The following is a 12,896-nucleotide window of genomic DNA, read 5'->3' on the forward strand; positions in this document are numbered from 1 at the left end:
GAGGAACGAGAGATGCCGATCTACAAGGCTCCGCTTGAGGATGTGCGCTTCGTCCTGGACGAGATCGTCGGGCTGGACAAGCTGTCGGCCCTGCCGGGCTATGAGGACGCCACGCCGGAACTCGTCGGCCAGGTGCTGGAGGAAGGCGCCAAGCTGTGCGAGGAGGTGCTGTTCCCGCTGAACCAGTCCGGCGACGGCGAGGGCTGCCATTTCGAGAATGGCGAGGTCCGCACGCCCAAGGGCTTCAAGGAAGCCTACAGCACCTACATCGAGGCCGGCTGGCAGGGGCTGGCCTGCGACCCGGCCTATGGCGGGCAGGGGCTGCCGAAGCTGGTCAACACCATGCTGGAGGAGTTCATCTGCTCCGCCAACCTCAGCTTCGGCATGTATCCCGGCCTGTCGCTCGGCGCCTACAACGCGCTGGCGATGTACGGCTCGGACGAGCTTAAGCAGCGCTTCCTGCCCAAGCTGGTCGACGGCACCTGGTCCGGCACCATGTGCCTGACCGAGCCGCATTGCGGCACCGATCTCGGCATCATCCGCACCAAGGCGGTACCGGATGAGCAGGGTGCGTTCAAGATCACCGGCACCAAGATCTTCATCTCGGCCGGCGAGCATGACCTGACCGAGAACATCCTGCATCTGGTGCTGGCCCGCCTGCCCGACGCGCCGGCCGGAACCCGCGGCATCAGCCTGTTCCTGGTGCCGAAGTTCATGCCCGACGCCGACGGCACGCCGGGTGCCCGCAACGGCGTCGCCTGCGGTTCCATCGAGCACAAGATGGGCATCAAGGCGTCGTCGACCTGCGTCATGAACTTCGAGGACGCCACCGGCTGGCTGGTCGGCGAGCCGCACAAGGGCATGCGCGCCATGTTCGTGATGATGAACGCGGCCCGTTTGGCCGTGGGCATCCAGGGGCTGGGTCTGGCCGAGGTGTCCTACCAGAACGCCGTCAACTATGCCCGCGAACGGCTCCAGGGCCGGTCGCTGTCGGGGGTGAAGGCGCCGGACAAGCCGGCCGACCCGATCATCGTCCATCCCGACGTGCGCCGGAACCTGCTGACCGCCCGCGCCTTCACCGAAGGGGCGCGTGCGCTCGGCGCGCTGACCGCCTACAAGCTCGACGTGGCGGAAAAGCATCCCGACGAGCGGACCCGGCGGGATGCCGACGAGTTCGTCCAGCTGATGACGCCGATCGTCAAGGCGCTCTTCACCGACATCGGTTTCGAGTCGGCCAACATCGCCGTGCAGGTCCATGGCGGCCACGGCTTCATCTGGGAAACCGGCGTCGAGCAGTATGTCCGCGACGCCCGCATCTGCCAGATCTATGAGGGCACCAACGGCATCCAGGCGCTCGACCTCGTCGGCCGCAAGCTGCCGCAGGACATCGGCCGTCTGCTCCGCCACTTCTTCCACCCCGTCGGCCGCGACATCGAGGCGGCGATGGAGAAGGACGAACTGGGCGAGTTCGTGATGCCGCTGGCCAAGGCCTTTGCCAAGCTCCAGCAGGCCACCGCCCTGATCGCCCAGAAGGGCCTGAAGGATCCGGAGGAGGCCGGTGCCGCTGCCAGCGACTATCTGCGCCTGTTCGGGCTGGTGGCGCTGGGCTGGACCTGGCTGACCATGGTGGAGAAGGCGCAGGCCAAGCTCGAAGCCGGGGAGGGCAATGCCGCCTTCTATGAGGCCAAGATCAAGACCGCGCGCTTCTTTATGGCCAAGCTGCTGCCGCAGACCAACAGCCTGTTCATCACCATCGCCGCCGGCGCCAAGCCGCTGATGGAACTGGAAGACGCCGCCTTCTGACGAACGGCGCGATCCTTTGTCCGATTGTTCTCCGGATTGTGAATCTTCAAAACCGGTCCGGTGCCGTAACATGGCGCCGGACCGGTTTTTTTCTTTTGCGACAGATCCAGCGGCGCATTCGCACATTGGCCTAAAATTGTCATAGCTCTTTGGAAATATCACTGCTGGGAAGTGCAGCCTCTGTCCCCTAGGCCATCGGAGCGGTGACAAAAGTTAATTTCCGGTTGTCGGTCATCGTCCCTGCGTGTTACATCTCAACAGAGATTACGTTCGGCCGGTGCCTGCTATATCCTTTGGATTTTAGGGAATATGCGGGTGGCGACAACCCCCTCCTTTTCTCAAGCCCTTTGGGCGTCTTTTGGAGGGGCAGCATGGTTCAGGAGTTTGAGCGATGAAGATCCTGATCGGTGATGATCACGTCCTGTTTCGGGAAGGTCTTCGCCGTCTGCTTGAGCAGCTTCGAGATAATGCCACCTTTGCGGAGGCAAGCAATTTCGATGAGCTTCTGGACATGGCGGCATCGAAGGACGAGACCTATGACCTCGTCCTGACCGACCTGCGCATGCCGGGATGGCCCGGCTTTTCCGGCATCGGCATGCTGCGCGACCGGCAGCCGAACGCGAAGGTCGTGGTGATCTCCGCGTCCGAAGCGCAAGCCGATGTGCGCGAGGCGCTGGAAAACGGTGCCGCCGGCTATATTCCGAAATCGTCCAGCGTGAAGATCATGCTGAGCGCGCTCGACCTGATCTTCTCCGGCGGCGTCTATGTGCCGGCGACGGTTCTGCGCGAGGGGAACGAACCCGACCAGCGTGGCGGCGGCTCGGTCATTCCGCCGACCGATCCGCAGCTGGAACAGCTGCTGACCCAGCGCCAGCGCGAAGTGCTGGACCGTCTGCGCGAAGGCAAGTCGAACAAGCAGATCGCCCATGAGCTGGGCCTGTCCGAAGGCACGGTGAAGATCCACATGACGGCGATCTTCAAGTCGCTGGGCGTGCGCAACCGCACCCAGGCGGCGATGGCCTTCCCGCAGTCGCACTCGGCCTGACGCCGCTTTTCCCGAGACAAGGAAAACGCCCCGCCGGAGCGATCCGGCGGGGCGTTTGCTTTTCAGGCTGCGGGAGCCGGGTCAGCCCATGCCGGCGACGTAGCCGCGCAGCGACTCGACCTCCAACTCGGCATCGTCGATGCGGGCCTTCACCACGTCGCCGATGCTGATGACGCCGACCACCCGGCCGGCCTCGACGATGGGCACATGGCGGATGCGCCGTTCGGTCATCACCGCCATCATGTCGGCGACGGTGTCGGTCGGGGCGGCGGTGATCAGCTCGCGCGTCATCAGGTTGGCGGCCGGGCCGTCCAAGGCCGCGGCGCCGTTGCGGGCGATCGCCCGCACGACGTCGCGTTCCGACAGAATGCCGACCGGCTGTCCATCGTCATCGATCACCAGCACGGCGCCGATCCGATGCTCGGTCAGCAGGCGGGTGACGGCGGCAACGCTGTCGTCCGGTGCGGCGGAAACGATCCTGTTGCCCTTGCGCTTCAAAACGGCTGCAACATGCATGGCGGTACGGCCTCCCTTCCGATGACCCCTATATCGGAATCATGGGAATGACCGTACAATCCGCAAGGCTGACGGTAAAAAGAAAAAAGGCCGCCTCCCCCAAATGGGGGAGGCGGCCCTTCGGATGCCCGGGACCGGTCCCGAAACCCGGTCTTAGAAGCGGTAGCCGACGCCGACGCCGACCAGCCACGGGTCCAGCGTGACCTTCGAGGTGACCGGCAGGACGGCGGTGCCCAGGCGGGCGTTGGCGGTCACGTCGGTCTTCAGGAAGACCTTCTTGACGTCGAAGTTCAGCGACCAGTTGCCGGTCAGGGCAACGTCGACACCGGCCTGCAGGGCCCAGCCGAAGCGGTTCTTGTAGTTGGTGTCGGTGATGCGCAGGCCGCCGGCGTTGGGGCTCTCGGCCGCATCCTCGTTGTAGAACAGGGTGTAGTTGATACCGGCGCCGACATACGGGCTGACGCGCTCCTTCGGCATGAAGTGGTACTGCACGGTCAGGGTCGGCGGCAGCAGCGAGACCTTGCCGATCTCGGTGACGCCACCGGCGGCGGCGATCAGGTTGCCCTTCACGCGGTGGCGGCTGGTGCCGGCGATCAGCTCGGCGGCGATGTTGTCGGTGAAGAAGTAGGTGAAATCGACTTCCGGAATGTAGTCGTTGCCGACCTTGGCCGAGCCGACGTCACCCAGCGTGGTGTTGTTGATCGTGCCCTTTTCCTGAGGCAGCACGGCCAGGCCGCGCGCACGGACGACGATGTCGCCGGCCGACTTACCCTTGAAGTCCTGAGCGAGCGACGGGGAGGCGATGGCGACGAGGGCCGAGGTCGCCAGCAGGGCGGCGGCGGCGCGCGACAGGATGGTCATGGGGTCTGCTCCAGGCAATGCGTTGTTGCTGTTCTGTGGCATCAGCCGATGGAGCTATTACCAGACACCGAGTACGGGTACTAGAGGGGCTACAACCCTTCCTCTCCTGATGCAGCAGCTATGCAACAGTGACGAGTTGTCGCATGGACAAGCCAGTCAAGGAGTTGGTTTGATTGTCCGTTGCGGAACCAGCGCCATGCAGTTCTGGACGATGGCGTAGCATTGACCAAGTCGCGCCGAACCGCCGGTGGCACCGCCATACACGACGCGCTCGACAACGCCATTTCTCAAACTGAAGGTTGCTTCACAGTCGAAGCTGTTGACTTCATAGCCATAGGACGGCCAGCCGGCGCCATAGCCGTAATAAGGCCAACCCCAGCCGCCGTAATACCCCACCGGCGGCGGGCTTGGGTAGGAGACGAGGCGGGAACTGCGGTAGGTGAAGAACTCGCGGTTGTCGACGCTGGCCTGCCGTTCCGGCACCCCGGCGCAGGACAGCAGCGTTTCCTTCGGCATGCCGACCAGGGCGGTCTGCGCCACCAGCGCCTCGTCCGCCGCCGGGTTGGCACAGCCACCGAGCGCGCCGGTGGCGGCCAGTGCCGCCACGGCAAGGGCACGCCCGCTCATCGTCCCCAATCGACGCACAACCGACCGACGCACACGCATCGCACGCCTCCTGTGCCCTGACGGGCGATCCGATTTCCTTTTCAGCGCTTCCTGGCCGGCGACAGATCCTGCTCGGTCACGCCCAGTGCCCGCACATCCTCCGGCAGGCCGCGTCCGGTGGCCAGCCCGGCCGCCACCCGGCCCATGGCCGGCGCCGTCTGGATGCCGTAGCCGCCCTGGCCGGCCAGCCAGAAGAACCCCTCCGCATCCGGCGCGAAGCCCACCACCGGCACCTTGTCGGCGACGAAGCTGCGCAGGCCGGCCCAGCGGTGGGCCAATCTGCGAACGGAAAAGCGCGCGGCTTGTTCCAGCCGGTCCACCGTGATGGCGACGTCGATGTCTTCCGGCTGCACGTCGCAGGGCTCGATCGGCGTCTGGTCGGCGGGGGAGGCCAGCAGGCGGCCGGCATCCGGCTTGACGTAGAAGGTCTCGGCCACGTCCGACACCATCGGCCAGCCGTCCAGCCCGGTCTTGTCGGCCGGAGTCTCGAAGACCGGATCGAAGGTGATGGCGGTGCGCCGCTTCGGCACCAAACCGACGGTGGCGACGCCGGCCAGCTTCGCCAGCTCGTCCGCCCAGGCTCCGGCGGCGTTCACCACCACCGGTGCGGCAAAGCTGCCGGCCCCGGTCTGCGCCACCCACAGCCCGTCCTGCCGGGTGAGCGTCCGCACCTCGGCATCGGTCACCACCCGGCCGCCGCGCGCCTTCAGCCCGCGCAGATAGCCCTGGTGGAGCGCATGCACGTCGATGTCGCGGGCATCCGGCTCCCAAACGCCGCCGGCGACATAGTCCGGGCGCAGGAAGGGCGCACGGGCCAGCACCTGCTCGCGGTCGTAGCGTTCCACCGACGGCGTCAGGCTGCGGCCCTGGTCGTATTCCGCGTCCAGCCGGTCGATCTCGGTCTCGCGTCCGACGATGAGGACACCGCGCGGGGTCAGCATCGCATGGTCGGCGAAGCCGGCGGGCGGGGCGGTGTAGAAGTCCCAACTGGCCACCGTCAGCGCGCGGATCGGCGCCGGGCCGTAGGTCTGGGTGTAGAGCGCCGCCGAGCGGCCGGTCGAGTGATAGCCGGGCTGCGATTCGCGCTCCAGCACCAGCACCCGGCCCTGTGCGGCCAGCTCGTAGGCCGCGGATGCGCCGGCAATGCCGGCCCCGATCACCAGGAAATCGACGCGCTCCAACGGTCCCGCTCCTCTCGCCTTGTTATCGGCCGCCTATCTTGCGGCGACGCTTTGGTTCGGCATTTGATCCGGCAGGGCGACCATTTCAAGGATCAGTTTCTGCCGCAATGCCGCGACGAAGCTGTCCTTGTCCATGGCGCTCTTCACGAAGCTGCCCGGTCCGCCGATCACCGATTCCTCGAAATACTCCTCCAGCCAGGGGAATTCGTCGAGGATGGCGAGGCCGTTGACGGTGATTCCGCGCTTCGTCACCCGGTCGCGCGCCTCGGCCGGTTCGATCCCGGCATTGGAAAACCCGTTGGACACCAGATCGATCACCTGCCGCGGCGCCTTGCCTCCCCGGTCGAACAATTTCGCCGCCTCGACGAGGGCGCTGCCGATGGCGGTCGAGTCGCCCTGGAAGCCGCGGGGCAGGGCGTCGATGCGGTCGGCGAAGCGGCCGGCATCCTCCGGCTTGTCCAGCGCGGTCCAGGGTATCAGCACGCGCAGGCTGTTCGGCCCGGAATAGGCGGCCAGCGTCACCCGCGCCCCGGCCGAGGCCAGCGCGTCGGCAACCGCCGGATCGCGGAAGGCGGCGGCATGGCCCTGCAGCTGGAATTCCAGATCGCCGGTGGTGATCGAGGCCGATCCGTCGAGCGCCAGGACCAGCGCCACCCCCGCCTTTCCCTCCGTCCCGCCGGGCGGGGCGGCAAGCGCCGCTCCGCACAGGCCGAGCAGGGCGACCAGAAGGGCGATCACGGCACGCGGCATTCCCATCGGCACTCCCTCAGGCGTCAGCCCCGCTCAGGCATGCGAGAGGGCGTGGCGCACCACCTTCACCATCACCGACGGCAGGGCGTGATCGCCCAGCCGGTCCACCGGCACCCAATTGCCGTCGGCCAGATGCCAGTCGGCACCGGCTTGGCCGACGACCACCTCAAGCTCCAGGTGAAAATGGGTGAATGTATGGCGGACCATGCCGGGCAGCCGGCGCCAGCGGGCGGGCAGGGGCTGCTGCGCCGCCACCGCCGCCTCGCCGGGCAGCTCCGGCCCCCAGGATGTGGACGGCACCTCCGCCATGCCGCCCAGCAGCCCTTCCTCCGCCCGGCGGCGCAGCAGGACGGAGCCGTCGGGGTTCAGCAGCCAATAGGCGACGCCGCGCCGGGTCGGCTTCTCCGCCTTGGCGACCTTGCGCGGCAGGGTTTCGGCGATGCCGGCGGCGCGCGCCTCGCAATAGTCCGCCCATGGGCACAGCATGCATTTCGGCTTGCGCGGCGTGCAGATGGTGGCGCCCAGAATCGATCATCGCCTGGGCGTAGTCGCCGGGCCGGACGTCCGGCGTCAGGGTGGCGGCCAGCCGGCGCAGCGTCGGCTTGGCATTGGGCAGCGGCTCCTCCACCGCGAAGATGCGGGCGATCACCCGCTCGACATTGCCGTCCACCACGGTCGCCTTGCGGCCGAAGGCGATGGCGGTGATTGCCGCGGCGGTGTAGGCGCCGATGCCCGGCAGCTCCAGCAATTCCGCCTCGTTGCCCGGGAACCGCCCGCCATGAAGGTCCACCACCGCGCGGGCGCATTTGTGCAGGTTGCGCGCCCGCGCGTAGTAGCCGAGCCCCGCCCAGGCGACCAGCAGGTCGTCGAGCGGCGAGTCCGCCAGATCGCGCACGGTCGGCCAGCGTTCGGTGAAGTTGCGGAAATAGGGTGCCGCGGCGGGGACGGTCGTCTGCTGCAGCATGATCTCCGACAGCCAGACCCGGTAGGGATCGGCGGTCTCCCCCGGCTTGGCGCGCCAGGGCAGGTCGCGGCGGTGGCGGTCGTACCAGGACAGCAGCCGCCGGGCGGCCTCGATGGAATCTGGAATCATGATGGAAGAAATAGAGGGTTCGGAGCGTCTGGGGAAGGGAGTGGGCAGGTGCCCGTCCAAGCGTCCGTCCGGGTGTTCGGCCAATCCCCGGCCCAACCCCGCTGGCCGGGCGCTGGGCATCGGCCCACGCTTGCGCTAGGGTGCCGCCAACCCACATGACCCGGAACCGGTCGCCAAGGCCGGGGCCGCACAGGAGTGATCGCAGAGCATGAGCGGACCGCGTCGCATCGGCCAATCCGTTCCGGAGGTCGCCGGCAAGGTGCTGGGCAAGCGCGGGCTTGCCTTCGGTGCGCTGATCACCGACTGGCCGTCCATCGTCGGCCAGCAGCTGTCGCTGCGCACCGCGCCCGACAAGCTCAGCTTTCCCCGCGGCAAGCGGGAGGAGGCGACCCTGCACATCCGCGCGATGGGCGCCATCGCGCTGGAGTTGCAGCATCTGGAACCGCAGATCATCGAGCGCATCAACAGCTTCTTCGGCTATCGGGCGGTGGCGAAGATCAAGCTGATCCACGCGGCCCTGCCGTCCACGCCGTCGCCGGTGGTGCGCCCGCGCGCCCTGACGATGGACGAGGAGATCGGCATCACCACCACCACGGCGACCATCGAGGACGAGGAGCTGCGCGCCACGCTGGAACGCTTCGGCCGCTCTCTGATGGCCCGGCCGAAGCGGGCTGCGCGCTAACCGGCCTGCTGGACGCACCCTGCTGGACGCAGCGGTGCGTCATTGTCTATACGTCAACATCTGGTAGGAACGAGGGCAAAGTGAACCGCAAAATTCTGGGAATCGCCGGTCTTCTGGCCATTGGCTTCACCGCCGCGTTCGGCACCGCGATGACCGCGGCGCCGTCGGCGGCACAGGCCGCGGCCACCCTGCCGCCGGTGTCGGAGCTGATGGCCGACCGCGTGATGGGCGATCCGAAGGCGCCGGTGACGATCCTCGACTATTCGTCGATGACCTGCCCGCACTGCGCCCATTTCCACACCGACATCCTGCCGAAGATCAAGGAAGCCTACATCGACACCGGCAAGGTGAAGCTGATCTTCCGCGACTTCCCCTTCGATCAGGCGGCGCTGAGCGCCAGCATGCTGGCCCACTGCGCCCCGGCCGAGCGCTACTATCCGCTGACCGACGTGCTGTTCAAGAGCCAGGCGACCTGGAGCCGCGCGTCCGACCCGGCCAAGGCGCTGGGCCAGTACGGCAAGCTGGCCGGCATGAGCCAGGAGACCATCGACGCCTGCCTCGCCAACAAGGAGCTGGCCGACGCCATCCTGAACAGCCGCCTGACCGGCCAGAACCAGTACAAGGTCGAAGCGACCCCGACCTTCATCCTGAACGACGGCAAGGCGCGCATCGAAGGCGCCCAGTCGTTCGAGGAATTCTCCAAGGCGATCGACAAGCTGCTGAAGTAAGAGGTGGCCGTGTTCGGGGCCAGCTCGGCCCCGGATGCGGCACCTCATCCAAGCCCGGTACACCGAAGGTTCTTATCCCAGTGCAGTTCACGCGTCTCCGCCTGTCGGGCTTCAAGTCTTTCGTCGATGCCACCGACCTGGTCATCGAACCCGGCATGACCGGCATCGTCGGTCCCAACGGCTGCGGCAAGTCCAATCTGGTGGAGGCGCTGCGCTGGGTGATGGGCGAGACCTCGGCCAAGCGCATGCGCGGCGACGACATGGACGACGTCATCTTCGGCGGCACCTCCAGCCGGCCGGCGCGCAATCTGGGCGAGGTGACGCTGGCGGTCGACAACCGGTCGCGCACCGCGCCCGCCGGCTTCAACGAACATGACGAGCTGGAGATCACCCGCCGGATCGAGCGCGGGTCCGGGTCCGACTACCGCATCAACGGCAAGCTGGTGCGGGCGCGCGATGTCCAGCTTCTGTTCGCCGACAACGCGTCGGGCGCCGGCTCCCCGGCGCTGGTCAGCCAGGGCAAGGTGGCGCAGATCATCTCCGCCAAGCCGCAGGACCGCCGCGCCCTGCTGGAGGAGGCCGCCGGCATCACCGGCCTGCATTCCCGCCGGCACGAGGCCGAGCTGCGGTTGAAGGCGGCGGAGACCAACCTGACCCGTCTCGACGACGTGATCGGGGCGATGGATACCCAGCTGCAAAGCCTGAAGAAGCAGGCGCGGCAGGCATCCCGCTACCGCAACCTGTCCGACCAGATCCGCAAGGCGGAGGCGGTGCTGTGGCATCTGCGCTGGCTCGCCGCCCAGGAGGAGCGCGCCCGCGCCCATGCCGCCTTCGCAGCCGCCGAGGCCGAGGTGCGCGACCGCATGCTGGCCGTCAACCAGCTGGCCGCGCGCCGGACCGAGGCCGCCGCCGGCCTGCCCGAGAAGCGCCAGGACGAGGCGCGGGCCGCCTCCGCCCTGCAACGGTTGGTGATCGCCCGCGAACAGCTGGACGCCGAGGAGAAGCGCGTCGCCGACCAGCAGCGCGCCCTGGAGGCGCGGCTGCGCCAGATCGCCGGCGACCTCGGGCGCGAGGAGGCGCTGGCCGCCGATGCCGGCGAGGCGCTGGCCCGGCTGATGGCCGAGCGCGACCGGCTGATCGAGGCGCAGGCCGACGAGGAGATGCTGGAGGAAGCCGCCGGCGAGGCTCTGGCCGAAGCGCGCGAGCAGGTCGATGCGCTCGACCGCGAGCTGACCCGGGTGACCGAGGCGGTCGCCACCGACGAGGCCCGCCGCGCCGCCACCCAGCGTCAGGCCGCCGAACTGGAGACCCGCGCCGCCGGCCTCGCCAAGCGGTTGGCCGAGCAGCAGGCCCAGCGCGCCGCACTGGAGACGGAGATCGCCGCCCGCGCCGACCTGTCGGAGGCAGAACTGGCGGTCGAACTGGCTGACCAGCGGCTGGAGCAGGCCCGCGACGCCGCCGAGGCCGCCGAACTGGCGAAGGCGGAGGCCGAGCCGGCCCAGTCCCGCGCCCGCGAGGCTCTTTCTGCCGCCGACAGCGCCCGCGCCCGGCTGCGGGCCGAGGAACGCGCGCTGGCCGAACTGCTGGAAGCCGGTGCCGGCGGGCAGTTCCCGCCGCTGGTCGATGCGGTGACGGTGTCGCCCGGCTATGAGGGGGCGCTGGCCGCCGCGCTGGGCGACGCGCTGACCGCGCCGCTCGACACGGCGGCCCCGGTGCATTGGCGCATGCTTCCCGCCTATGAGGCGGCAGCACCGCTGCCGGCCGGTGCCGTGCCGCTGTCGAACCATGTGCAGGGCCCGCCTGCCGCCGGCCGCGCGCTCGCCCACATCGCGGTGGTCGCCGACGCCGCCCAGGGTGCGGCTTTGGCGGCGACGCTGGCGCCCGGGCAGGTGCTGGTCAGCCGCGACGGCGGGGCGTGGCGCTGGGACGGGCTGACCGTGCAGGCCGGCGCCCCGACTGCCGCCGCCATCCGCCTGAAGCAGCGCAACCGGCTGGCCGAACTGCGCGGCGAGCTGGAGCTTGCCGAGGAACAGGTCGAGCTGGCGCGCGAGGCGTTGGACGCCGCCAAGCGGACGGTCGAGGAGGCGGCCCAGGCCGACCGCCGCGCCCGTGACGCCGTGCGCGACGGCTTCGCCGCGCTGAACGCCGCCCGCGACCGCCATGCCAAGCTGGCGCGCGAGGCCGACGCCGCATCCACCCGCCTCGCCGCGCTGGCGGAGGCGGTGGAACGGCTCGCCGCCGAGGAGGGCGAGGCCGCCGCCCGCCGCGACGAGGTGCTGGAACTGCTGGAGCAGCTGCCCGACCCGCGCGAAGGGCGCGAGCAGGTCAACGACCGGCGCACCGCCCTGGCCGAGCGCCGCGCCGTCCTGGCCGAGCGGCAGAACGCGCTGGACCGGCTGACCCGCGAGGCCCAGGCCCGGCGCCAGCGCCTTGCCGCCATCCAGTCGGAAACCGCCTCCTGGGACACCCGCTCCGCCGGGGCCGGGGGACGCGTCGCCGAACTGCGCCAGCGCGCCGCGGAGGCCGACAGCGAGATCGCCCTGCTGTCCGGCCGCCCGGCGGAGATCGCGGCGGAGCGCCAGGACCTTCTCGACCGCATCGCCCTGGCCGAGCGCGACCGCAAGCGCGCCGCCGAAGCACTGACGGAGGCCGAATCCCGTCTGGCCGCGACCGAGCAGGCGCTGCACGATGCCGAAGCGGCGCTGGCCGACGGGCGCGAGGCGCGCGCCCGCGCCGAAGCCGCGGTCTCCGCGGCGCTCCAGCAGGAGCGCACCCTGACGGAGCGCATCGCCGAACGTCTTGACTGCCGGCCGGAGGACACCCGTGCCGCCGCCGACCTCGACCCTGCCGAACCGATGCCCGATGCGGGCGCGGTGGAAGCGCGGCTCGACAAGCTGACGCGCGAGCGCGAGAACATGGGGCCGGTCAATCTGCGCGCCGAGATCGAGGCGGAGGAACTGGAGGCCCAGATCGGCGGCCTGAACGGCGAGCGCGAGGATCTGACCGCCGCCATTGCCCGCCTGCGCCAGGGCATCGCCAGCCTCAACCGCGAGGCGCGCGAACGTCTTGTCGCCAGCTTCGACGTGGTCAACCGCGACTTCCAAGAGCTGTTCACCCGCCTGTTCGGCGGCGGCAAGGCCTATCTGGAGCTGGTCAACGCCGAGGACCCGCTGAATGCCGGACTGGAGATCTACGCCAGCCCGCCGGGCAAGAAGTTGCAGGTCCTCTCGCTGCTGTCGGGCGGCGAGCAGGCGCTGACGGCCTTGTCGCTGCTGTTCGCCGTTTTCCGGTCCAACCCGGCGCCGATCTGCGTGCTGGACGAGGTGGACGCCCCGCTGGACGAGGCCAATGTCGGCCGCTTCTGCGATCTGGTCGAGGACATCGCGCGGCAGGGCGACACCCGCTTCCTGATCATCACCCACCACCGCCTGACCATGGCCCGCGTCGACCGCCTGTTCGGCGTGACGATGGTGGAGCGGGGCGTGTCGCAGCTGGTCAGCGTGGATCTGAGCAGGGCGGAGGAGCTTCGCGGGGTGGCGTGACGGGAAGGGGGCGACGGTGGCTTTCCGCG

General features: G+C 68.9%; 10 protein-coding genes and 1 pseudogene. 5 read left to right on the forward strand and 6 right to left on the reverse strand.

Translation table 11 applies throughout. The features are described from left to right. Positions 1–12: 12 nt before the first annotated feature. Positions 13–1,803 carry an acyl-CoA dehydrogenase C-terminal domain-containing protein gene (locus ACWPN3_RS09675; protein ID WP_492243121.1) on the forward strand — a complete coding sequence of 597 codons (1,791 nt, stop codon included), beginning with the start codon at positions 13–15 and terminating at the stop codon, positions 1,801–1,803. A 391-nt stretch (positions 1,804–2,194) separates the two neighbouring features. Further along, entirely contained in the window at positions 2,195–2,848 is a 654-nt protein-coding gene (locus tag ACWPN3_RS09680; RefSeq protein WP_109047693.1) for a response regulator, read from the forward strand. 81 nt (positions 2,849–2,929) lie between these two features. Here the strand turns inward: ACWPN3_RS09680 and ACWPN3_RS09685 are convergent, their stop codons facing one another. From ACWPN3_RS09685 to mutY, 6 genes and pseudogenes are all read right to left on the reverse strand, one after another. After that, positions 2,930–3,364 (reverse strand): CBS domain-containing protein, encoded by a 435-nt coding sequence (locus tag ACWPN3_RS09685; protein WP_492243122.1) that lies wholly within the window; start codon positions 3,362–3,364, stop codon positions 2,930–2,932. Between the two features lie 153 nt (positions 3,365–3,517). Next, entirely contained in the window at positions 3,518–4,225 is a 708-nt protein-coding gene (locus tag ACWPN3_RS09690; protein ID WP_247873243.1) for an OmpW/AlkL family protein, read from the reverse strand. Positions 4,226–4,381: 156 nt separating this feature from the next. Next, positions 4,382–4,852, reverse strand: coding sequence for a hypothetical protein (locus tag ACWPN3_RS09695; RefSeq protein ID WP_492261303.1), 471 nt, complete (start codon positions 4,850–4,852; stop codon positions 4,382–4,384). Positions 4,853–4,932: 80 nt separating this feature from the next. Next, positions 4,933–6,072 carry an NAD(P)/FAD-dependent oxidoreductase gene (locus ACWPN3_RS09700; RefSeq protein WP_492261304.1) on the reverse strand — a complete coding sequence of 380 codons (1,140 nt, stop codon included), beginning with the start codon at positions 6,070–6,072 and terminating at the stop codon, positions 4,933–4,935. Between the two features lie 33 nt (positions 6,073–6,105). After that, complete coding sequence (locus ACWPN3_RS09705) at positions 6,106–6,822, reverse strand: DUF1194 domain-containing protein (RefSeq protein WP_109450967.1); 717 nt, start codon at positions 6,820–6,822, stop codon at positions 6,106–6,108. Between the two features lie 33 nt (positions 6,823–6,855). Continuing rightward, a pseudogene (mutY, locus tag ACWPN3_RS09710) lies at positions 6,856–7,915 on the reverse strand (A/G-specific adenine glycosylase). 208 nt (positions 7,916–8,123) lie between these two features. Here mutY and ACWPN3_RS09715 point away from each other — a divergent pair. From ACWPN3_RS09715 to smc, 3 genes are all read left to right on the forward strand, one after another. Further along, positions 8,124–8,597 (forward strand): DUF721 domain-containing protein, encoded by a 474-nt coding sequence (locus ACWPN3_RS09715; protein WP_109047699.1) that lies wholly within the window; start codon positions 8,124–8,126, stop codon positions 8,595–8,597. An 80-nt stretch (positions 8,598–8,677) separates the two neighbouring features. Beyond that, the gene (locus tag ACWPN3_RS09720) at positions 8,678–9,325 is read left to right on the forward strand and encodes a DsbA family protein (protein WP_247873244.1); all 648 of its coding nucleotides are present in this window, start codon (positions 8,678–8,680) and stop codon (positions 9,323–9,325) included. An 80-nt stretch (positions 9,326–9,405) separates the two neighbouring features. Beyond that, positions 9,406–12,867 (forward strand): chromosome segregation protein SMC, encoded by a 3,462-nt coding sequence (gene smc / locus ACWPN3_RS09725; RefSeq protein WP_492243124.1) that lies wholly within the window; start codon positions 9,406–9,408, stop codon positions 12,865–12,867. The last annotated feature ends 29 nt before the right edge of the window (positions 12,868–12,896 follow it).

This window comes from Azospirillum sp. UENF 111221 (assembly GCF_058780625.1).

What these genes read in the sequence shown, in the direction of transcription:
- ACWPN3_RS09715 (WP_109047699.1), top strand. Translation starts at nt 8,124, where the DNA reads ATGAGCGGACCGCGTCGCATCGGCCAATCCGTTCCGGAGGTCGCCGGC.
- ACWPN3_RS09675 (WP_492243121.1), top strand. Translation starts at nt 13, where the DNA reads ATGCCGATCTACAAGGCTCCGCTTGAGGATGTGCGCTTCGTCCTGGAC.
- ACWPN3_RS09690 (WP_247873243.1), bottom strand. Translation starts at nt 4,225, where the DNA reads ATGACCATCCTGTCGCGCGCCGCCGCCGCCCTGCTGGCGACCTCGGCC.
- ACWPN3_RS09680 (WP_109047693.1), top strand. Translation starts at nt 2,195, where the DNA reads ATGAAGATCCTGATCGGTGATGATCACGTCCTGTTTCGGGAAGGTCTT.
- ACWPN3_RS09705 (WP_109450967.1), bottom strand. Translation starts at nt 6,822, where the DNA reads ATGCCGCGTGCCGTGATCGCCCTTCTGGTCGCCCTGCTCGGCCTGTGC.
- ACWPN3_RS09685 (WP_492243122.1), bottom strand. Translation starts at nt 3,364, where the DNA reads ATGCATGTTGCAGCCGTTTTGAAGCGCAAGGGCAACAGGATCGTTTCC.
- ACWPN3_RS09695 (WP_492261303.1), bottom strand. Translation starts at nt 4,852, where the DNA reads ATGAGCGGGCGTGCCCTTGCCGTGGCGGCACTGGCCGCCACCGGCGCG.